We start from the raw sequence: 22,708 nt of genomic DNA, 5'->3' as shown, positions 1-22,708 counted from the left end.
AACTAAAAATGGTAGAAAAACACCTGAAAAATTAACATTGGTGTACCAATTTTTAGGTCCGTTTTGGACACAAGCAGACATTATCTAATAAATAATAAAATTTGTCTTTAAGAATCTAGGAGAGCTCATGGAGTTTAGCGTTAAGAGCGGCAGTCCGGAAAAGCAACGTTCGGCCTGTATTGTCGTTGGTGTCTATGAACCTAGACGCCTCTCTGGTATTGCTGAGCAACTGGATAAAATCAGTGACGGCTACATTAGCAACCTACTTCGCCGCGGCGACTTAGAAGGAAAACCGGGTCAGATGCTGCTTTTGCATCATGTACCAAACGTCCTTAGTGAACGCGTCCTGCTTGTAGGTTGTGGAAAAGAGCGCGAGCTAGACGAGCGCCAATACAAGCAAATCATTACTAAAACCATCAACACTTTGAATGAAACCGGTTCTATGGAAGCGGTATGCTTCTTAACTGAGTTACATGTCAAAGGACGCGATACCTACTGGAAAGTACGTGAAGCGGTCGAATCCACACAAAACAGTCTTTACAGCTTTGATGCATTAAAGACCCGCAAAGGCGAAACTCGTCGCCCATTGCGCAAGTTGGTGTTTAACGTACCGACACGTCGCGAGCTAACGGTTGGCGAACGTGCGATTGAGCATGGCATGGCCGTCTCTTCAGGTATGCACCTATGTCGTGACGTGGCTAACATGCCACCAAACATCTGTAATCCAGCCTATTTGGCGTCACAGGCACGCCAAATCGCCGAGACTCATGAGACCCTAACGGTATCAACGGTTGGCGAAGAGCAGATGGCTAAGTTAGGCATGAACTCCTACCTTGCTGTGGGCCGTGGCAGTGACAACGAATCCATCATGACAGTGATGGAGTACAAGGGCGCAGTCGACAGCACTGAAAAGCCGATTGTATTAGTGGGTAAAGGCCTTACTTTTGACTCAGGTGGTATCTCACTTAAGCCAGGCGAAGGCATGGATGAGATGAAGTACGACATGGGTGGTGCGGCAGGTGTTATCGGTGCCATGAAAGCACTGTGTGAGCTTAAGCTGCCTATCAACGTAGTGGGTATTCTTGCTGGTTGTGAAAACATGCCGTCAAGCAATGCGTACCGTCCAGGTGACATCTTAACCACTATGTCGGGTCAAACTGTTGAAGTATTGAATACCGATGCAGAGGGCCGTTTGGTACTGTGTGACGTGTTGACCTATGTTGAGCGTTTCGACCCTGAACTGGTCGTCGATACCGCAACATTGACTGGCGCTTGTGTTATTGCCCTAGGCAAACATGCATCAGGCTTGTTCTCATCACACAATCCATTGGCTCATGAGCTGCTTAATGCCGGTGAGCAAAGTGGTGACCGCGCATGGCGTTTGCCATTATGGGATGAGTATCAAGAGCACCTTGAAAGCCCATTTGCAGACATGACTAACCTAGGTGGCCGCCCAGCAGGCGCGATCACAGCGGCATGCTTCCTGTCACGCTTTACCAAGAAGTACAACTGGGCCCATATTGATGTGGCCGGTAGTGCATGGAACAGCGGTGCCAACAAAGGCTCTACGGGTCGCCCTGTACCTTTGTTAACTCAGTTCCTGATCAACCGTGCAGGCGTTGAGCAAGGCGAATAATCGATAGCGTTCGAAATAAAGAAAGGTGAAACAGTAATGTTTCACCTTTTTTATTGCCCAATGAAAACTGGGTTTAACCCAATGCTCATCAATAAGGAAGTGTTCGATTCTCGCTGAGCAATCGCCCCTTTATACTGATGGGGATAACGCCGCCCTAGCGTTTATCGGCTTTTTTAACAAAGTCTCTCGCACTTTGCTTGTTTAGGCTGCGTCGATTGGCTTGTTTATCTCTGGGGGCACGTTTACGCGTCGCCGTCTCGCTGGCCGGTTTATCGGTCACCATGAACCCCGCTAACGGCTCAGGTACTAATACCCGCTGTGTTAGCGCGGCGATCGCCTCCAGATAACTCTGTTCACTGTGGCAAATTAACGATATCGCTAACCCCGACTCGCCAGCGCGCGCAGTGCGTCCGATACGGTGCACATAAACTGGGGCACTCGTGGGCAGATCCAGATTTATCACCACAGGTAAGGCCTCAACATGAATGCCGCGAGACAAGAGATCTGTAGTCACTAACACCCGCACCCGCTGCGCTTTAAAATCGGCCAAGGCTTGCTCGCGCGCTTGCTGATTTTTATCACCGTGCAATGCAGTGGCATCGATTCCCGCTTTGAGCAGCTTTTTGAGTAATTTGTCAGTGTCATCACGACCATTAACAAACACCAATACCTGGGGCCATGACGATTGATTCAACAAGGCAATTAAGGCCCTAGCTTTATCCCCCTTATTGATTAAGTAAACGCGCTCAGTGACGTCGTTAGCAGCAGCGCGCTCAGGCAATACCTTAATATGTTGCGGCTGGAATAACAGTTTGTCTGTTTGCACCGTTAAATTGGCCGCCATAGTAGCGGAAAACAGCAAGGTCTGGCGACGCGCGGGCATATAGGTCATCATGCGCTCAACATCGGGCCAGAAGCCCATCTCCATCAGCCTGTCGGCCTCATCCAGCACTAACTGCTTGAGCCCCTCAAGCTGCAACGCTTGTTGCTGCAACAGTGCTAGCAGCCGACCGGGAGTAGCTACCACCAGCTGTGGACAGGTAACTAATTCAGCGCGCTGCGCTTCAATATCAATGCCGCCGCACAATACGCTGACCTTAATGCCAAGCCCTAGGGCCACTGGTTGCAAAGCTGTGGCGACTTGCTGTGCCAACTCCCTTGTCGGCACTATCACCACCCCTTGCACATAACCGGCTGACACGTCGATGTTTTGCAGCAGTGGCAGGCCAAAGGCATAGGTTTTGCCACTGCCGGTTTGGGCCAGCGCAATTAAATCGCGCCCGGCCAAAATAACGGGCACCGCCAACTGCTGTATCGGCGTTGGGGTGGTGAGTTCGTGAGGCAAATTGTCGATGATTGCGGCGGTTAGCTTAAGGTTAGCGAACGTCATGATGAAAACACTAAAAGAAACAGACACGCAGTTTACCACTGTTAACCACACATTACGTCGCTAGGCGGATCAGACATTGTCACCCGTCCTTTGGGATATAAGATGGCTATGCCAAACTGCTATCAAAACTGCTATCAAATACGCTTATCGCGAAAAGAACTGTTAGAAAAGCGCTTCTATCTGCTTTTTGCTCCCCCGCCCATCAATTAATAGCATCTCAATCGCCCTAGATGGACGCATTGGCTAGCATCTAGAGGGCTAAATTGTTAGGGTGGCCCTAATTTAAATTTGATTGTCCCAAAGCTGTATTAAAGGAATGCCCTATGCCGCGTTTTATCTTGCCACTACTGGCCCTGTTACTGGTCACGTTTGCTCCTCAACTCGTCGCTGCAGTTGACACCCAGCCCACAGCAACAACAGATGTTGTGGCTCACTCAGACCTAGACCTATTAGACAGACCACTGATTGAGCGTTATATCTTGGATGAACTCAAAGCCCTAAGAATGGAGCAGCAAGATTTAGAGCGCCGGATGACGGTAGATATTACCGACCGAGAACTGGCGGTGGCTGATAAATCACTCAATTACGCCAACGTCACCGTGACCTACTTCTTCTATATCATCGCTGGTGTCGCCTCACTCATCGCCTTTATTGGCTGGCAATCACTGCGAGAAATTAAGACCAATACCGCCAAACTCGCCGCCGAACAGCTACAGAAAATCACCGAACAATATGAGAATAAGTTTAAGGATCTTGAGCGCGACCTTAAACGCAAAAGTCATATCATCACTAAGAATAATCGTGAAATCGAAATCATCAACGAGATCCATACTCTATGGCTGCATGCACAGAGTGCACAAACACCTGAACAGAAGATCTCTGTCTACAATGAGATCTTAAGTATTCGTCCTGGTGATTTAGAAGCCGTGACCTACAAAGCCGATGCCGCCATGGAGATGCGCGAGTTCAACTGGGCATTAAGCCTATGTAACCGCGTACTTGAGGTCGATGGTGCCAATGCCCATGCTCTGTACCAACGCGCCTGTGCATTTGCCTGCTTAAGACAAGAAGACCGCGCCCTATCAGACTTAGAGCAAGCCATTGAAAACAGTGCTTCATTTAAGGAAGTGGCCGCCAACGAAGCCGACTTTGCCAACCTAAGAGATAACCCTAAATTTGATGTATTAATATCATCAAGTGAGTCCTAGTATCGACTGTTACCTTTGAATGAAGGTTGGTCATTTTTAACATTTGGCTTGGAAGCGGCTATTTTGAAGGTCGCACCTTCATTGCTACTTAACGCCTGTCGGGCGGGTGCAGTGCATGGAAGCACCAATGTCGTGATCACAGGGATGTGAGGGAACGACGAATATGCAAACACTCTTTTGGCTCGCCGAGATTCCATCCATGGAGGCTCCACGGCGACATCCTGTCGCCAAGGGCCAAAACCGTGTTTACACTGAGTATCTAACGTCTCTTCGATTTAACTCTATTGTGGGCGATTGAGAAGGAATCTTTGGCCTAATTTGTATTTACAGGTGATTTGAAAGTCGAACCTTCGTGGCAATTTATCGCCTGCCCGGCGGGGGATGTGCAGATACTGCTTCGGGACGCTGTACGCCATCCATGGCCGCTTAACGAAAACATCCATGTTTTCGATACCCTCTGCCGCATCTACACTGGGTTATTAACTCTCTTCGATTTAGCTTCATTGAGTGGCATCGATACAAGCTACTATTTTTACTGAAAAAATTGCAATAAAATGTGACACAGCTTGTTGAATACTCGCTATAAAATAGATTAAAGTATCACCAATCAAGGACAGAGCTAGGCCAACTCGACTCAAACATCGACCACGCCATTCAGGGAATGAAAAAGCCAACCACCATGCGCCAATCAAATCCCTTAAAAGTTTACTCTGCCCCCATTTATTTACATGCTTGGTCTCCTACCTTACAAGGTAGCGTACCTTGCTAGGTCTCACTAATATCCAAAGGCTCATTCTTATCGTCGATGAAAACGCTTCTTGAGAAATTCAATTGGCCTATTCAAGCTAGAGCTAATGTCACATTTGATATTGAGTCACAAGAAACAGTTGATAGAGAAAATAATGGTAATTGGTGGTATCACTACAAATAACACTAACAAGGCGTTAGCATTTTTTTGAATAGTCACTCTAAAGGAGTTGTATGAATAGTTTTGAGAAAGTTTTTTTCAAAAGTAAAGTTATTGGTAAACTTTCTTCTAGCAATTTAAATGAACTAAAATCCACGTTACAGAACATTGAAAGTGGTAAAAATAAGCTAAGATCAAAAATAACTTTGGCGACTAAAGCTCTCAAATCTGCCGAATCGGAACTTAATTGGATTAATTGGTTACCAATAAAATTTTTGTTTAAAGAAAAAATAATACTTAAAGAGAAAAATATTCTTATTTTTAAAGCAGAACTAGATACTCTGAAATCAGAATACGAAAAACATCAACTTGGCTTAGATATATCATTAACTGATCGGCTTGAGGCTGCTTTTGGAGCTCTTGATGATAAATTCTCAGAAATTATGTCAACGCAGAAAGTATGGGATGTAACAACATCACAGAGAATTGATAGAGTAATAGAGAGAACCACTGCAAATAATTCAATCGAGCGTAAATCTGTTGCTCTTAAAAGATCGGATAACTCAAAAATTTTATGTGATTATAAAGCTCTTTATTTTGAAAATGCTAATGGTGGTGATCTAAATATTTTTCCACAGTTCATATTTGTTGAACATAACAATGACTTTGCATTAATTGATATATTAGACATTGATATTCATTACACCCTAGTAAGTTTTATTGAGAGTGAGAGTGTACCAACAGATACTGAGGTTGTAGATCACACATGGGCTAAGGCAAATAAAAATGGTGATAGGGATAAACGCTTTGCTGATAATTATCAAATACCAGTAGTTCAGTATGGAGAGCTTCATTTTATTTCTAAATCGGGAATTAATGAGGTTTATATGTTTAGTAACCCAGAACCTGCATTTGCTTTTAAAAAAATGTTTGATGAATACAAGCAAGTATTGGCTAAGTCATAATGCTAATCGGGTAGCCAGAGGTATCTAGCCTCCAGCCTCCACGCCACCCTGCATGCGGCTCCGCACACGACTAAATGGATTTAGGAGGTAGGGCGAAGCAGGATGCCAGAGCCGAGGGCGGTTCATTTAGAACACCTAATTCATTTTCTGATTAGGTGTTCTAAATGAACTGCGATCCATCCATCTCTCAGTGAATATAATCCTGCTTTCTTCAGACACTCATTGCTCAGCGCTTGCTGTATTCCTGGTGTTTTAGATCTACGCTAAGCGCCTTTACTTGTGATCCCATAAGGTTAAATCGAAGAGACAGATAATCCAGTGTAAACACATTTTTGACCTTCCGAGGCATGGATGCCGAGGTAGAGCTCACAGGGAAGTGCTCGTAGCGTGTCACAAATGTGTTTGCACATAAGCCCACCGCAGGTGATAGATAACAGTGAAGGTACGACCTTCAAACACACTAAATCAATAACAAAGCCGCCAAAACTTCCCACAGGGTTAAATCGAAGAGAGCTAATAACCCTGTGCAGATGCGGCTGCGGACGTTGATGGCAGGGATGCCATCGTCGAGCCTCCACGGACGGATTTAAGGCGTGGAGCAGAAGTATCTGCACATTCCCCGCCGGACAGGCGATTGATAACAATGAAGGCTAACGCAACAGTTGGCTAGCTAAACCTCCCAAAAGGCCTTGGCCTACAAAACCCCAATATTACCCAATTTGTTATTCGACAAATCCCCTCCCCCTATGGTTTAACACCCCACTTTTAGTGTAAAATCTCCCCCTTTCGTCAATCATTCAGTCAGACTCAGCCGACATAGAGCCAGATAATGCCTAACGCCTTGTTTTACCTGATGCCAGAAACAGCCTCTGTGGCAGAGCAATCAGCCGCACAAACCACTGCATCGGCAACGGATGACGTTTACCGTTTGGCGTGCCAACTTGCCGAAACCGCCTATAAAGCGCAGCAGTTGGTGTATGTTCACTGTAATGACCAACAACAGAGCTACGCCATTGACGAAATTTTATGGCAATTTGAACCCACAGCATTTGTGCCCCATAACTTAAAAGGTGAAGGGCCAACGGGCGGCGCGCCAGTGGAAATTGGCTTTGATAAGCTCGGCCCCAATAAAAATCGTCATCTTCTGATTAATCTTGCAGACCAAGCGCCGCAATTTGCGGTAAACTTTGGCCAGATTATCGACTTCGTTGCTAACGATGCAGCCATGAAAGCGACCGCCCGCGATCGTTATCGTCAGTATCGCGAGTTAGGGATCGCCCTAACGACCCAACAACCAATTAATTAGTTTGAGAAGCACACGCTCCTATGGAAAAGACATACAACCCGCAGTCAATCGAACAAAGCCTCTACCAAGACTGGGAAGAGAAAGGTTACTTTAAGCCGCACGGCGATGAGTCAAAGGGCAACTATTGCATCATGATCCCGCCACCAAATGTGACGGGTAGCCTGCACATGGGTCATGCCTTCCAAGACACCATCATGGATACGTTAACCCGTTACCAGCGCATGAAGGGTAAAAACACCCTTTGGCAGGTGGGTACCGACCATGCAGGTATTGCCACCCAGATGCTGGTTGAGCGCAAAGTGGAAGCCGAAGAGGGTAAGAGCCGTCACGATTTAGGTCGCGATGCCTTTATCGAGCGTATCTGGGATTGGAAAAACCAGTCCGGTGGCACCATCACTAAGCAGCTACGTCGCCTTGGCGCATCGGTTGATTGGGATCGTGAGCGTTTCACCATGGACGAAGGGATGTCTGAAGCGGTACAAGAGGTGTTTGTTCGTCTGTATGAAGATGAGCTCATCTACCGTGGTAAGCGCCTCGTTAACTGGGATCCAAAATTACACACTGCAATCTCTGATCTCGAAGTTGAGAACAAAGAGAAGCAAGGTAGCATGTGGCATTTCCGCTACCCACTTGCCGATGGCGCACTGACCGCTGACGGTAAAGATTACCTTGAAGTGGCCACCACGCGCCCTGAAACCATGTTAGGTGACAGTGCAGTTGCGGTGCATCCAGATGATGAGCGTTATCAATCACTTATTGGCAAGTTTATCATTCTACCTATCGTTAACCGTCGCATCCCGGTTGTGGCCGACGATTATGTGGATATGGAGTTTGGTACAGGTTGTGTGAAGATCACCCCAGCCCACGACTTTAACGACTATGAAGTGGGTAAGCGCCATGCGCTACCTATGTTCAACATCTTAACGATTGATGCGGCGATTCGCTCGACGGCTGAAGTGGTTAACACCGACGGTACCGCCAACAACGAGTTAGATAACAGCCTGCCTGAGCGTTATGCCGGCCTTGACCGTTTTAAAGCCCGTAGCGCCATCGTTGAAGAGTTTGAAACCTTAGGCTTGCTGGGCAAAATTGACCCACACGGATTAAAAGTGCCTTATGGCGACCGCTCTGGTGTAGTGATTGAGCCACTACTGACCGACCAATGGTATGTGGCTGTAGCGCCAATGGCAAAAACCGCCATGGAAGCCGTTGATAACGGTGATATCAAATTTGTACCGCAGCAGTATGAGAACATGTACAACTCTTGGATGCGTGACATTCAAGATTGGTGTATCTCTCGCCAGCTATGGTGGGGACACCGTATTCCTGCTTGGTATGACGAAGCGGGTAAAGTGTATGTGGGCCGCGACGAAGCCGAAGTACGTGCTAAGCACGGCTTAGCCGATACCGTAGTGCTACGCCAAGACCCTGATGTACTGGACACTTGGTTCAGCTCAGCCTTATGGACCTTCTCGACCTTAGGCTGGCCAGAAGACACGCAGGCGCTTAAAACCTTCCATCCAACCGACGTGTTGGTGACAGGTTTTGACATCATCTTCTTCTGGGTGGCGCGCATGATCATGATGACCATGCACTTCATTAAAGATGAAAATGGCAAACCACAAGTGCCGTTTAAGACGGTTTATGTGACTGGCCTTATCCGCGATGAAGCGGGTAACAAGATGTCTAAGTCTAAGGGTAACGTGCTCGATCCACTGGATATGATTGACGGTATCGACCTTGAAACCTTAGTTGAGAAGCGCACCGGCAACATGATGCAGCCTCAACTAGCCGCAAAGATTGAAAAGAGCACCCGTAAAGAGTTTAGCGATGGCATCGAAGCTCACGGTACTGATGCACTGCGTTTCACCTTGGCATCAATGGCCTCTACTGGCCGTGATATCAACTGGGACATGAAGCGTCTCGACGGTTACCGCAGCTTCTGTAACAAGATCTGGAACGCATCGCGCTACGTGTTAATGAACACAGAAGTGCAATCGGATGCTGACAGCGATGCAGCAGGCGAGCCGCTAGATTGCGGCCAGCATGGCGGCGAAATGGAGTTGTCATTAGCCGATCGCTGGATTATCGGGCTGTTTAATCAAACTGTTAAGACCTACGACGAGCACATGGAAAGTTACCGCTTCGATCTTGCGGCAAACACCATCTATGAGTTCACTTGGAACCAGTTCTGTGACTGGTACTTAGAGCTCACTAAGCCTGTAATGCAAAGCGGCACTGACGCGCAGCTTCGTGGTACTCGCCATACCTTGGTGACGATTCTTGAAGCGATGCAGCGTCTAATGCACCCAATGATGCCATACCTCACTGAGACTATCTGGCAGCGCGTTAAGCCACTAGCAGGCGTTGAAGGTGACACCTTGATGTTGGCAGCGTTCCCTGAGTATCAGGCGGACAAAGTCGATGCGGTTGCGATGGAAGATCTTGAGTGGGTTAAGCAAGTGATCACTGCGGTACGTAACATCCGCGCTGAGCTAAACATCGCCCCAAGCAAGCCGCTTAATGCACTACTACGTGGTGTGAGCGAGCGCGACAAGGCCCGAATCGAGACTAACCAAGCCTTCTTTAAGACCTTGGCTAAACTTGAAAGCATGACCATTCTTGGCGACGACGACACCGCACCTATGTCAACCACTCAGTTGATTGGTGACATGGAGCTACTGATCCCAATGGCGGGTCTTATCGATGTGGCGGCAGAGATGGCGCGTATCGACAAGCAGCTTGAGAAACTGGCTGGCGAGTTTAAGCGTATCGAAGGTAAGCTGTCTAACCAAGGTTTCGTGGCGAAAGCCCCTGCTGCCGTGATTGAAAAAGAGCGCGCTAAGCAAGCGGAATACCAGCGTGATATGGACAAGCTCACCGAGCAAAAAACTGAGCTTGCCAAGCTAGAAGGTTAACCCTAAACAGCTAGCGACTCAGCGATACGATTAAAAAGCAAAACTTAGGTTTTGCTTTTTTTATGCCTAATTGACGGCCAATGGACTGTCTACAGCAAGAGATACAACACAGTTAGCAAAGTAAAGGGCTGTTTAGGGTACGTTTATTGTTCCGAGTTCAGGTTATATTAGCCATAATGAAATAAATACTGGCCATCGCCGTTCTATTAGTGCTAATCACGTATCAGTGTTACTTGCACAACGCTGTGATGAGTATCAATTAGACAAAGAGGTTGTTGTGGGCAACAAAAGTATCAATAAACGGTTAGCACTGATTTTCGCTTTGATGATTTCGGCAGTAAACACTGCTTGGGCTCAAGGGGTGACGATCACCAATAGTGACGGTGATGCGATGACAGGTATGGTGGTCTATTTACATGGCGCATCAAGCCATCAACCCAATGATAACGCCATAAGAGAGCCAATCGAAATCCACCAAAATAATAAGCAGTTCACGCCCTATATCACCGTGATTCAAAAAGGTTATGAACTACAATTTGTGAATGATGACGATATCACCCATCATATCTACTCCGCTTCTGGGCCAAAACGCTTTTCGTTCAAGCTGCGTAAGGACAATGCCCAACAAGCGATGTTGTTTGACCAAGTGGGCCATATCTCCATGGGCTGTAACATTCATGACTGGATGAGTGGTCATCTATTAGTGGTAGATACCCCCTACTTTGGTGTGACCGACACTAACGGATTTATCGACTTTGAGTCGGTGCCCCCGGGGCAATATCAAGTGGTGATTTGGCATCCGCAACTGCTCAGCCAAGACAACCTTGTCACCGTTGAGAGTCAATGGCCTTTGGCACAAGCATTAACCATTACGGTCGATGCCCCGATGGCTGACATACCGTCACAGCAGAGTTTAGACGATTTTGAATTTTTGGAAGGATATTAATTTTCGATATGTTTAATCGAATACAAACCAGGATATTCGCTTTTTTCATGCTGTTATTGATTGCCGTACAGGCGATCTCTTTTGCTATCACTTTCTACGCTAACAACCGACTCCAACAGCAGCAATTGGGCAACCAATTGTCGATTGCGGAGCTGGTGTTTAAGTCTGAATACAATAACCGTAACTACTACCTGTCTGCCTTTGCCGAAACCGCCGCAAAAGACTTTGGCCTTAAAGAGGTGTTTATTGATGATGACCGTCGCAGCTTTCTCGTTGCTCTCAATAATCATCGCAAGCGTATTAATGCCGATCTGGCGATTGCCGTTGATAAAGAGGGTGAGATCATTGGCGAGCTACTGTTAACCATTGATGGCGTTAACCAAGGCAAGGTAAAAGTGGGACCAGAGCAAGGCGATCTATTTCGTTCGCCATTAGGGTCTGAATTTGATAACAATAACCCACTGTACTTATTAGGTGATCATGTCTATCAATTAAAGTTTGCGCCCATCACCAGTGGCGCTGCCAACATTATCGGTTGGATAGGCTTTGGCTACATTATCGGTGACTCTCTGACCCTGTCCTTGTCACAACAAACCGGACTCAACACAGGTTTTGTACTGAGTGACGACAAGCAAAACCAGCAAATTATTAGCTTGTCTGGCAGTGAGTTATCCAGCGATGACGAACAAGTTCTGGCTAACTTCATTCAGCGCAGCCAACGCAATGAAGAGTATTTGTTGTGGCAATCATTCGTAGGCGATGTTCAGGGTAAACAATTACATGCCTTTATGTATTTAAGCCGCCAAGATGCACTCGCGTCATCGCAAAAACAGTGGCTGCAACAACTCATATTGATTCTGTTAATGCTGCCATTGTCGTTAATGGTTGCCTATGTCATCGCACGCGGGGTCACCAGACCGATAACCCAATTGATCACTCAGGCGCGCTTTATTGCGAAAGGTAACTATCATTCCAAGGTTGAGGTTGGCTCAAGTACAGAGATGCAGGCGTTGGCCCAAGAGTTCACTGAGATGCAGCAGGCGATATTGAGTCGCGAAAACAAAATAGCGTTTCAGGCTTATCACGACCCACTTACCAATCTTGGCAATAAAAATGAGTTAATCCGAGTAACGCAAAGCTGGTTTGAGCAAAAATCGCCGCTGGCGTTGTGTCAAATTAATATTCGCCGCATGACAGAAGTTAACGGCACCTTAGGCCATGAAGTGGGCGATAAGGTGATAGAAGAGGTAGGCCGCCGTCTATGCAGCTTTAGTCATATTGATTTAGTCTGTCGTCTTAATGGTGATGAGTTTGTGGTGGCTATTGAGCATTCAGAGCCCAAAGCGTTACGGCAGTTAATTGGCCAAATTCAGCAATCGATTGAAGCGGAATATTGTTATCAAGATATCTCACTGCACTTGCAGGTGACTATTGGGCTCAGTTATGTCCACTATCCTAGCGATTTGGAGACACTGTTAAGACAAGCTGACACAGCGCTGCAATATGCAAAGAAAAACCGTTTAGATATTCAAGTTTATCACCAGAAAATAGACGTTAATAGTGTCGACCGCTTACAGCTGATTAATGAACTAAAACCGGCCATTGCCAATGATGAGTTGGTACTTTTTTACCAACCTAAACTCGACCTGGCACAAAATAAGGTAACACATGTGGAAGCCTTGGTCCGTTGGCAACACCCAGATAGAGGTATGATCCCACCAGATACCTTTATTCCCATCGCTGAAAAAATGGGCCAGATGAATGCCTTAACCCGCTGGGTGATAAACTCGGCGCTGACACAGTATCTCGCCTGGCAAGCTCAGGGCGTCAACTTGGCCATTGCGGTAAATATCTCTGCGGAGAACTTAAAAGATGGTGAGTTTTGTGATTATGTACTGCAAGCGATTCGAGATAAAAAAGTGCCCATTGAGGCGCTCACCTTAGAGATCACTGAAGATGCCGTTGTGGCCGATCCTGACAACGCGATTAAGCAGCTATCCTTATTGAAACAACATGGGTTAAAGCTGTCGATTGATGATTACGGTACTGGCTACTCGTCGCTTGCACAACTTAAACAACTGCCAGTGGATGAGCTTAAAATTGATAAATCCTTTGTGCAGAACTTAATGGTCAATAGCGATGATCAGATCATTGTTAACTCGACCCTGCAACTGGCCCATAACTTAGGCTTGCGCGTTGTCGCTGAAGGCATTGAAAACCAAGCGACACTGAACTGGTTAACCGAGCGTGGTTGTGAAATGGGGCAAGGTTTTTACCTTTCTAAACCCATTGACGCACAAGCGCTCACGACTTGGCTGGCACAATCGCTCTACCAAGTAAACGCCAACAACACGGTGGTTGAACTCAATTAACAAGGGGCAAGGATGAGATATTGGCTATGGATGCTAAGTGTTATTGCGGCAGATGCTATCGCTGCCGAACATAAGTTTAGCGGTATTGTTGATATTAGAGCCAGTTACACCGATGGCATTGACACTTATGTAGATGGAGGCTTAGGCAAGTTTCGATTTGATCAGGGTAGCCATCTCTCTATTGCACAAGCGGGTGTCAGCTATGAGTTAGACTGGGACAACCCGTTATCTGCTCAGATAACGGCGAACGGCTATCTAGATGGAGTAAATGATAACCTCGGCATCACAGAAGCTTTCATTAACTATCGAGGCCTGCCCTTTGAAAATGGCCTGCGACTGCAAGCTAAGTTTGGCCTGATGTACCCCAATATCTCTTTGGAAAACATTGCCACAGCATGGTCGTCACCCTATACCTTAAGTTACTCGGCAATCAACAGTTGGTTAGGGGAAGAGTTTCGCCATATTGGTGCTGAGTTCTCTGTCGAGCGACTCGGAAAAATAAGCAATAGTCCACATGACTTTGCATTGTCTGCCACGCTATTTCAACACAATGATACCGCAGGCGCGATGTTGGCATGGCATGGCTGGACCAATAGTTCGAGACAAACCTTGCTGCAAGAAACCTTGCCGCTGAGCAATATGCCTAGCTTACAAAACGGGACGCTCACAAAACAGGCTCAAGCATCAGATCCCTTTATTGAACTGGATAATCGCTTTGGGTATCACGCTAAGGGGCAGTGGCGCTACAAGGGAAAGGGAGAGTTGTCTATCGGTTACTACGATAATAATGCCAACACTCGAGTCGTTGAAAAGGGGCAATATGCTTGGTTAACTCGATTTATTCATATCGACAATAAATGGCACTTACCCTATAACATTCTTTTGCTAGCCCAATATATGCATGGCGATACCTTGATGCAGTCTCCTGATGGTCGCGACATTGTTGATAATCAATATCAGGCTGCCTATTTATTGCTGAGTCGACGTTGGCAGCAACACCGCCTTAGTGTGCGATTAGAGAAGTTTGATGTCACCGATAATGATGCCACTGCCGATGATAACAATAATGAGCGTGGTTATGCTGTTACCGCATCCTATCAATATAGGTTAACCAAAGGCTGGTATCTTCAAGCCGAATACAATCGTATAGATTCAATACGTGCAGCCCGTGTTGAACAAGGCTTGCCCTATGATTTGATTGAGCAGCAGTGGCAACTGGCCAGCCGGTGGTACTTTTAGTCGCCAGATGCTAGCGTGGTGAGAGCTCCCTAGGTGCCTTTCAGCTTAAGGTTTCGCTCAAAAAAATACCTGCATTTGGCAGGTATTTTTTTAATGTAAAACCGCAGTGATACCAATCAGTATAAGAAAGCGTTCGACTCTGCATGTTTAGCGCATAGCCATCACACCTTTATACTGATTGCTATTAGTTTTGCTTTCTTACAAATTGAGATTTCAGCATCATCTGGCCATTGCCATCCACTTTACAGTCGATATCGTGGTCAGCGTCAACAAACCGATTAATCACCGCTTTAGTGCCGACTTTAAGCACAAGTGAAGAGCCTTTCACTTTAAGATCTTTAATGAGCGTGACTTTATCGCCTTCAGCCAATAAGTTGCCCACGGCATCTTTCAAGATGATGACATCTGGATCAACGATCTCTTCATTTGGGTTCCACTCATTCGCGCATTCAGGACAGATCAATAAAGTGCCGTCTGAATAGGCATAAGGAGACTCACATTTTGGGCATGGTGGGATAGTATCGCTCATCACAAACTCTCTTTAATTTACAAAATAGTCGACCCCAACTATCTGGTCGAAAAATATTAGTTCTAGGTACTAAGCTAAACGCCGACCAGAAATGATAATGGCATTATAATAAAATTATCATAATACGGCTAGCCAACATTATCCGCTAAACCTAAAAACCTTAGCCTTTAACTTTTGGATTGTGAGTTGGCTTCTGTTGACCATAGCTCACATCATGCTGTTCTAGGTATCCTCTGATCAACTGACGCACCACTTGGGAGGGGGTAAGATCTTGCGAGGCACACAATTGCTCAAACGCTTGTTTTTTACTCGGGTCCATTAGTACCGTGAATCGGGCTGTTTTATTTTCCATCTTCATACCTAGGCTAAAATCATTATCATTTGATTATAATCAATCGAGCATCCATTGCCTATGATTACGCTAAGCAATCAACAAAATAGGCTGCGGTATTGCCCGCAGCCTACTTAATTAACATGTCAACGATTAACCTAATGCGCTAATAACATTGTTATACCAATTAGTATTACACCTTATAGTGAGCGATATCCGCCTCCATCGATTCGGCTAATTTGGCCAGATCCGCTGTCGCTGCACTGCTCTGCTGTGCTCCTGCCGCCGTTTGATCAGAGATATCACTGATATTGGTGATGTTAATATTAATCTCTTCGGTGACTGAGCTTTGCTCCTCAGACGCCGTGGCGATTTGCGCGTTCAGGGCATTGATCTGCTCAATGCTGTCCATGATCTGCACCAAGGCGTTGCGTACCGATTGCGATTTGTCGACACTGAGTTTCACCTGCTCGGTACCACTTTGCATCATCTGCATCGAACTTTGGGCGCCATGTTGCAGCCGCTGGATCATCTTCTGGATCTCTTCAGTAGAGTCTTGCGTGCGCTTAGCAAGCGAGCGCACCTCATCGGCTACCACAGCAAAACCTCGACCCTGTTCACCCGCCCTTGCCGCTTCAATCGCGGCATTCAGTGCCAGTAAGTTAGTCTGTTCTGAAATCCCTTGAATCACATCAACCACAGTGCCAATTTCATTGGAATGCTGCGCCAGTAGTGTCATCGCTTCGCTGGCACCATCGAGTTTTTCCGCTAAGGCTTCGATCACTGAAATACTCTCATTGACCACAACTTGCGCGCCATGAGCGGCACTATTTGCCTCCTCTGATGCTGTTGCCGCCGCCGCTGCACTTTGAGCAACCTCGCGCACGGTTGCGGTAAATTCGTGGATAGCGGTGGCAATTAACTGGGTTTGTTGCTGCTGATCAAGCACATTGCGTTGGGTCTGTGTTGAGACCACTGCATTCTCTTCGGCAGAACTGGCAAGGCGTGATGTTGATTGATGGGTATTATTAACGGCTTGCTGAAAACCGCGGGTGATCCGATTGACATAATCCGCAATATGAGAAAACTCATCATTCCCATCAAGCGCTATCCGCTTGGTTAAGTTACCAGAGGCAATCTCTATTGCAGTGCTTTCTAATTGCGTCACAGAATCACTGACCCGACGAATGATTAAGGTCGAGCTGAAGATAATCACCAACATGCTAATCCCCGAGAAGATAGCGACCAGTACGATGTAAACAGAGACATTACTTTGTGACAGCTCAAAACTCTGCTTCGCCTCATCAATCTGCAAGTCTAAAAAGGATTGTGCCTGCGCGGTAATATCTTTAAATAGGGGGTTAATTTGGGTTAACAATAGTTGGTTTGAGAGGCTGTAGTCACCCGCTCTGAGTGCCTGCAACGCAGGCTTAAAGCCATCCTCTGTGACTTTATCGAGCAAGTTCACCAACTGGTTGACTTGCTGACGCTCATCGTCATCTAAATCTGAGCTTAATATCTCATTGTCGACGATACTATGCAGCAGCTGGATTGAGGCCTCGGTAGCATCGATATGAAATGACAACGGATGATTGTGCATATCGGCAAACTGACTATTGGGATCATGCTGAAACCCAAGCAATAAGCCACTGCGCGCTTTTTCGAGCTCGTTTAGCACTTTGCCGGCCCGAATGCTGTGCTGCATCCCCTCCTGGTAAAGCTCACCGATGGAGTCTCCGGCGTCTTGCATACCAGATATCCCTTTATACCCTAAAAAGATAAGCGCTATAACCACCAAAAATACATTCAGCTTAAGCTGAAAACGCACCGACTTTATCCGCTCAAAAAAAACCATCTCTGGGTCGTTTCCTTGCCCTATCTTTTCCTGTTCAAACTGAGTGTGAGTGGCGGACATGACATATTCCCTTACTGAAGTTAATGTTACAGAGTCAAAATTAACTCCTTAGTTAACCATAGTGCCAGTGAACAATAATACCTACATAGTAGTAGATCACATTTGTTAAAACCCTAATGTTCATTGATCGAAATCAAATCACTCTACGCGTGAGTCTAAAGATTAAATTTCACATTAATATTTACCTTAACCACAGCGTCAAAATAACCGAAAACGTCAAAATCTCGCCTTAACCTTTGTTTTAATTAGTTATTTAACTCTATTGTTTGCATTAAGCCTGAAACGTCATCACAATGTAGCAAAATCATTAATGGATGTTAAAAATGAAGCAGTGGTTGATCCCAAGCTGTCTGATATTAGGTTTAGTGGGCTGCGGTGGCGGTTCTGATGACGGCGATAATAGCGGTGATAACGGCAATGGTGGCAACATTACGCCGCCTTTAGCACAGGCGCCTACTGTCGCCCTAGGGCCAGATCTGCAAGCATGGAATCATCAAGTGCAAACACTGACCGCCCAAGTTACCGTCTACAACGAGGGCGTAACCCAGTATCAGTGGCAACAGCTTAATGGCCCCAGCGTACAACTGACTGGTACCGACAGTGCGTCGGTTACGGTAGATGCCAATAGCCTAGTACAAGATGCCGATATAACCCTGTCACTCACGGTGACCGATGGCGCAGGAAAAAGCAGCGAAGATCAACTGACCCTTAGCCTTAAAGATCAAATTAGTGCCGCGTCCCGTGTTGGAGATGCCAGTTTGATCACAGGGTTAGAAACCAAAGTGATAGATCGCGCACTCAAGCTTATTAACAGCTATCGACAAGAGCACAGCGCCTTTCTTAAGACTATCTACCAAGATAATGTGGTGCGCTACGATTCTGGTCAGCACTCACAAATGATCCAGATGAGCCTTGGCGCTAATGGCTATCCAAGCAGTAAGAGTTTTGAACTGATCAGAGGTAATGGTGGACGACTCTTCGCTGCCGCCAGTGAGATCAACACTCAGCGCAATGCCGCCTTTGGCAGTGACATTATCTCAGGCATGCACAACGGCAATAACCTCGACTTTGAACCGAGCATGAAGCAGCTATTAGGTTGGTTAGCCAATCAAGATGCGACCACTCTTGCTCAAGAAAAACAGATCAGGCTATTTTTGATAAGCGACTGGAGCAGCAGCCGCATCAGCGCATGGTTAACCACGCAATTTCCTAACTGGCAAGTTAGCCGTTGTAACGTTGAAGCGCAGCTGAGTAGTTGTCTTGCTGAGGCTGAACTGGTGGTCACTGGGTCTACAGAAACCTTTAATGACGCCTTAGTGGCTGAAAATCTTGCTACATTGCAACACAATAAGACCCCGCTGCTCTATATGCATATGCACAGCTGGAACAGTGTACCGCTGACCCAAACCGTACTAGGTGCAATGGGCTTTTCTATGCAAGGCCCTGGCGGCCCAGGAAACTTTTTCGGTGCCGATAAAGCCGACTGGTCAAGTTATGCTGCCATGTTCGATGCTAAGCCTTCACTGACTAATGAGCAGATCTGGCTGAGCCTATTTAAAGATGAGACGCCGCCGTTTAACTTAGCGAACTGCGCCACCGATTGCGACGCTAACTTTAAGGATAAGTACCGCGCAGGCCTTAATCAGATCCGGGCAAGCATCATGGGGTTTGATAGCGCCAAGCGCGATATCTTCGCTCTCAGCGACCATCAGTTGTATAAGTATCTCATCCTGCTCGGCGACAGCTACCGCCAGGAGATTAGCTATCCGATGGATGTGGCGACCACACCAACAATGGAATACCTAAAAGCCTTCTATGCCGACCATACTGTGTATAACACTCGTGATATCAACGCTGTACCTAAAGACTTAGGTAATTTTAGCCGCACTGACTTTAGCCACATTACCCCAAGTGATAAGCGAATTAACCTTGTGAGTAAACAAGGTTTTAGATCCGCAGGCGTCTATGGGATCCCTGGGCAAACCTTAACCATCACGCGTAGCGACAACAGCGCATTACGCACTTGGGTGTTTATTAATACCCAGCGTTCAGGCTCGACCCATGAATTTGCCAGTAATGGCTACAACCGCGCCAAGTTTTTACAGTCCACCCATATCGAAATAAAACCAGGTGAAACCATCAAACTCACCTCACCTTACGGTGGACCACTACAGGTAAAGTTTAGCGCCAATGACCTACCTGTGACCTTGGATGTTAGCCATATAGGTCAACACCCATACTGGCGCGAAGGCATGGATGGCAGTGCCTTTATGCAAGCGTTAGAAAAAGGTAACTACGATTGGGCCGAGCTCGCCACCGCCCACTTTGAGGTGCACTCTCGCCTCGATAAGATGAAAAAAACCATGAGCCACGAGCCACTTTGGGATACCCCAGAAAAAATGGCGCAGGCAATCATGACTCATGTGCACAACTACCCACATCTATTGGCAGGTTTTAAAGGACCATTGATTGATGAAGTCAGTGAGATCACTGACTTTGCAACCCTTAATGGCTGGCAAATAGATAACCTAGATATGGTTAAACACATGAATGCCGATCAACCTACTTGTGGTTCGGGTTGCTCGGGGAATCCCTATGATGCCAGTTGGTCATTCAGCCCTACAGGTCATGGCGATATCCATGAGCTAGGCCATGGTTTAGAGAAGGGCCGTCTGCGTTTCGATGGCCACGAAGGACATGCGTCCACCAACCCTTACTCCTATTACACCAAGTCACGGGCTTACAAGGAGAGCGGCAAGCTGCCGTCATGCCAAGGTCTATCGATCCAAGATGAGTTTGATGTACTGCAAGCGAGCCAAAATCAAGCCGACCCTTTTGCTTACATGCAGGCCGCCAAACTGACCAGCTGGTCAAACGGCATGGCCACCATGCTGCAAACCATGGTGGCGGCGCAGAAACTGGGCGCACTGCAAAATGGCTGGCACCTGCTTGCACGAGTGCACATTTTACTGCGTGAATTTGAACGGGCGAAAGCCGATGACGCCACTTGGATCGCCAAACGGGCAAGCATTGGGTTTGACAGTTTTAGTTTACAGAGCGCTAAAAACATCAGTAACAATGACTTTTTGATGATTGCCATGAGTTATTCTACCCATCTGGACTATCGTGACTTCTATCAGATGTGGGGGCTAGCCACCACTGATGCAGCTAAAGCCCAAGTTGCGAGCTTTGGCTACCCCTTAGTGCCTAAGTCTGTTTATGTGTATGCCCCAGGTGACTACTGTTATGGCCTAGATCTACAAGCTGTACCCGTTGATGGTACGCAAGCTTGGCCGTTATAGCCCAATAGCGACAATCTAAAGCCACTAAAAAGAGCGCCGATGGCGCTCTTTTTTTATTACCAGCACCGCAACCCCCCCGCTCGTTACAATCACTTTGGTTTTTAGCTTCAAATTTAGGTAAAGTGTGCTCTGCAATCACAAGCGATTATCGCAAGATCAACATCATTGCGAATAAAACAACAATAAAATAAGAGTAAAAGGAAGGGTATGAGCGACTCCAAAGATGCTTACGCAGACAATGATCTGCGTGAAGTTAAGCAGCTGGGTATGTGGGCCTCCATTGCCAGCTTAAGTTATATATTCTGGATAGTCGGCGGCATGGAGCTGGTTGAGCGTATCGCTTACTACGGCGTCAAAGCCAGTGCGGGGCTTTATGCCAAGGCACCAGTTTCCGAAGGTGGCTTAGGGATCAGCCTGCACGACTACGGTGTGATCATCTCAATTTGGGCTTTAATGCAAACCTTTATCCCTGTGTTTACTGGCGGTATCTCAGACCGCGTCGGTTACAAGGAAACCATTTTTGCCTCCACCATCATCAAGATCTCAGGCTATTTAGTGATGGCCTTTTTCCCCAACTTCTGGGGATTCCTGTTTGGCGCAATATTGCTCGCAGGGGGAACGGGGATATTTAAACCCGGTATTCAAGGCACCTTGGTGCTCTCAACCGGTAGACAAAACACCTCAATGGCTTGGGGGATATTCTACCAAGTGGTCAACATAGGTGGCTTCTTAGGTCCACTGGTTGCCGTGCATATGCGCCAACTCTCTTGGGACAATGTGTTCTATGCTTGTGCGGCCATTATCTCGCTTAACTTCCTGTTCCTGCTTGCCTACAAAGAGCCAGGAAAAGAGGAGCGCATGGAGCGTAACCGCAAAATCAAAAGCGGTGAGATCACTCAACAAGCCCTGTGGAAAGACGCCTGGCATGAACTGAAAAAACCAGTGGTTATCTACTATATGTTGGTGTTTGCTGGCTTCTGGTTCCTGTTCAACTCGTTATTTGATGTTCTGCCAATTCATATCGCTGAGTGGGTCGATACTAGCGTGATAGTCACCAGCCTATTTGGCCCTGAAGGGACCTCTAATGGTGTTTTACAGTTCTGGCTGGGTCTGGACAATACTGGCACGAAAGTGATGCCAGAAGGGATGCTTAACCTCAATGCGGGGATGATCATGACCAGCTGCTTCCTTGTAGCCGCCCTGACGGCAAAGTATCGCATTACCACCGCCATGTTAGCTGGCTGCCTATTGAGCATCATTGCATTTGTATTAATTGGCGCGACCAATGCGGCGTGGATGATAGTGTTAGCGATTGTGATGTTCTCATTTGGCGAAATGATGATTAGCCCCAAGAAAAATGAGTTCATGGGGAACATTGCCCCTGAGGGCAAGAAGGCGATGTATTTGGGCTTTGTCATGCTACCGCAAGGGATAGGTTGGGGCCTTGAAGGTTACTTCGGTCCTAAGCTGTATGAGATCTATGCCTCGAAAGAGATTTTCTCTCTGGAGCTACTTGCCCAGCGAGGCATGAGTCCAAGCGATGTTGCCGCCATTCCTCAAGGGGAAGCCTTTACCACTTTGGTAAGTTATACCGGCGAGTCGGCGCAATCACTGACGACATTGCTGTATAACACCCATAATATTGGTATGGCGTGGTACATCATTGCCGCTATCGGTACCATTTCGGCTGTCGGCATATACCTCTACGGTAAATGGTTGCTAAAACTACAACGCAGTCAATAAT

General features: G+C 46.8%; 14 protein-coding genes. 10 read left to right on the top strand and 4 right to left on the bottom strand.

Annotated elements, in window-relative coordinates; genetic code table 11:
- The first annotated feature begins 127 nt into the window (after positions 1-127).
- The gene (gene pepA, locus BEL05_RS16250) at positions 128-1,636 is read left to right on the top strand and encodes a leucyl aminopeptidase (RefSeq protein ID WP_028762331.1); all 1,509 of its coding nucleotides are present in this window, start codon (positions 128-130) and stop codon (positions 1,634-1,636) included.
- A gap of 154 nt (positions 1,637-1,790) precedes the next feature.
- On the opposite strand, the gene BEL05_RS16245 is transcribed toward pepA, so the two are convergent.
- Positions 1,791-3,026: a DEAD/DEAH box helicase gene (locus BEL05_RS16245; RefSeq protein ID WP_069671813.1), complete on the bottom strand. Its 1,236-nt coding sequence runs from the start codon at positions 3,024-3,026 to the stop codon at positions 1,791-1,793.
- 323 nt (positions 3,027-3,349) lie between these two features.
- On the opposite strand from BEL05_RS16245, the gene BEL05_RS16240 reads away from it, so the two are divergent.
- The 7 genes from BEL05_RS16240 (at position 3,350) to BEL05_RS16210 (ending at position 14,887) form a co-directional block, all read left to right on the top strand.
- Entirely contained in the window at positions 3,350-4,234 is an 885-nt protein-coding gene (locus BEL05_RS16240) for a tetratricopeptide repeat protein (RefSeq protein WP_069671812.1), read from the top strand.
- A 981-nt stretch (positions 4,235-5,215) separates the two neighbouring features.
- A complete protein-coding gene (locus BEL05_RS16235) occupies positions 5,216-6,106 on the top strand; it encodes a hypothetical protein (RefSeq protein WP_069671811.1) in 891 nt (296 codons plus the stop codon).
- Between the two features lie 829 nt (positions 6,107-6,935).
- On the top strand, positions 6,936-7,412 hold the full coding sequence (locus BEL05_RS16230; protein ID WP_069671810.1) for a DNA polymerase III subunit chi: 477 nt from the start codon (positions 6,936-6,938) through the stop codon (positions 7,410-7,412).
- A 20-nt stretch (positions 7,413-7,432) separates the two neighbouring features.
- Entirely contained in the window at positions 7,433-10,330 is a 2,898-nt protein-coding gene (locus BEL05_RS16225) for a valine--tRNA ligase (protein ID WP_069671809.1), read from the top strand.
- Between the two features lie 277 nt (positions 10,331-10,607).
- Entirely contained in the window at positions 10,608-11,276 is a 669-nt protein-coding gene (locus BEL05_RS16220; RefSeq protein WP_139151906.1) for a cupredoxin domain-containing protein, read from the top strand.
- A 47-nt stretch (positions 11,277-11,323) separates the two neighbouring features.
- Positions 11,324-13,648 carry an EAL domain-containing protein gene (locus tag BEL05_RS16215; protein ID WP_245687015.1) on the top strand — a complete coding sequence of 775 codons (2,325 nt, stop codon included), beginning with the start codon at positions 11,324-11,326 and terminating at the stop codon, positions 13,646-13,648.
- A gap of 12 nt (positions 13,649-13,660) precedes the next feature.
- Positions 13,661-14,887 (top strand): hypothetical protein, encoded by a 1,227-nt coding sequence (locus BEL05_RS16210; RefSeq protein WP_069671806.1) that lies wholly within the window; start codon positions 13,661-13,663, stop codon positions 14,885-14,887.
- Between the two features lie 184 nt (positions 14,888-15,071).
- Here BEL05_RS16210 and BEL05_RS16205 read toward each other — a convergent pair whose 3' ends face one another.
- The 3 genes from BEL05_RS16205 to BEL05_RS16195 form a co-directional block, all read right to left on the bottom strand.
- Positions 15,072-15,416: a zinc ribbon domain-containing protein YjdM gene (locus BEL05_RS16205; protein ID WP_069671805.1), complete on the bottom strand. Its 345-nt coding sequence runs from the start codon at positions 15,414-15,416 to the stop codon at positions 15,072-15,074.
- A gap of 160 nt (positions 15,417-15,576) precedes the next feature.
- Entirely contained in the window at positions 15,577-15,768 is a 192-nt protein-coding gene (locus BEL05_RS16200) for a ribbon-helix-helix protein (RefSeq protein WP_028762345.1), read from the bottom strand.
- Between the two features lie 172 nt (positions 15,769-15,940).
- Positions 15,941-17,662: a methyl-accepting chemotaxis protein gene (locus tag BEL05_RS16195; protein ID WP_069671804.1), complete on the bottom strand. Its 1,722-nt coding sequence runs from the start codon at positions 17,660-17,662 to the stop codon at positions 15,941-15,943.
- A gap of 323 nt (positions 17,663-17,985) precedes the next feature.
- Here BEL05_RS16195 and BEL05_RS16190 point away from each other — a divergent pair, with 323 nt between their 5' ends.
- Positions 17,986-20,964, top strand: a complete 2,979-nt coding sequence (locus BEL05_RS16190) for an ImpA family metalloprotease (RefSeq protein WP_069671803.1) — start codon at positions 17,986-17,988, stop codon at positions 20,962-20,964.
- Positions 20,965-21,171: 207 nt separating this feature from the next.
- A complete protein-coding gene (locus tag BEL05_RS16185; RefSeq protein WP_028762348.1) occupies positions 21,172-22,707 on the top strand; it encodes an MFS transporter in 1,536 nt (511 codons plus the stop codon).
- The last annotated feature ends 1 nt before the right edge of the window (position 22,708 follow it).

Origin of the sequence: Shewanella colwelliana, from assembly GCF_001735525.1 — a bacterium.
GTDB lineage: Bacteria > Pseudomonadota > Gammaproteobacteria > Enterobacterales > Shewanellaceae > Shewanella > Shewanella colwelliana.
This window is presented reverse-complemented; position numbering and strand designations above follow the sequence as displayed.

Coding starts and splice junctions, on each gene's coding strand:
- BEL05_RS16190 (WP_069671803.1), top strand. CDS start 17,986: ATGAAGCAGTGGTTGATCCCAAGCTGTCTGATATTAGGTTTAGTGGGC.
- BEL05_RS16210 (WP_069671806.1), top strand. CDS start 13,661: ATGAGATATTGGCTATGGATGCTAAGTGTTATTGCGGCAGATGCTATC.
- BEL05_RS16235 (WP_069671811.1), top strand. CDS start 5,216: ATGAATAGTTTTGAGAAAGTTTTTTTCAAAAGTAAAGTTATTGGTAAA.
- BEL05_RS16240 (WP_069671812.1), top strand. CDS start 3,350: ATGCCGCGTTTTATCTTGCCACTACTGGCCCTGTTACTGGTCACGTTT.
- BEL05_RS16245 (WP_069671813.1), bottom strand. CDS start 3,026: ATGACGTTCGCTAACCTTAAGCTAACCGCCGCAATCATCGACAATTTG.
- BEL05_RS16185 (WP_028762348.1), top strand. CDS start 21,172: ATGAGCGACTCCAAAGATGCTTACGCAGACAATGATCTGCGTGAAGTT.
- BEL05_RS16225 (WP_069671809.1), top strand. CDS start 7,433: ATGGAAAAGACATACAACCCGCAGTCAATCGAACAAAGCCTCTACCAA.
- BEL05_RS16205 (WP_069671805.1), bottom strand. CDS start 15,416: ATGAGCGATACTATCCCACCATGCCCAAAATGTGAGTCTCCTTATGCC.
- BEL05_RS16215 (WP_245687015.1), top strand. CDS start 11,324: ATGCTGTTATTGATTGCCGTACAGGCGATCTCTTTTGCTATCACTTTC.
- pepA (WP_028762331.1), top strand. CDS start 128: ATGGAGTTTAGCGTTAAGAGCGGCAGTCCGGAAAAGCAACGTTCGGCC.
- BEL05_RS16230 (WP_069671810.1), top strand. CDS start 6,936: ATGCCTAACGCCTTGTTTTACCTGATGCCAGAAACAGCCTCTGTGGCA.
- BEL05_RS16200 (WP_028762345.1), bottom strand. CDS start 15,768: ATGGAAAATAAAACAGCCCGATTCACGGTACTAATGGACCCGAGTAAA.
- BEL05_RS16195 (WP_069671804.1), bottom strand. CDS start 17,662: ATGTCCGCCACTCACACTCAGTTTGAACAGGAAAAGATAGGGCAAGGA.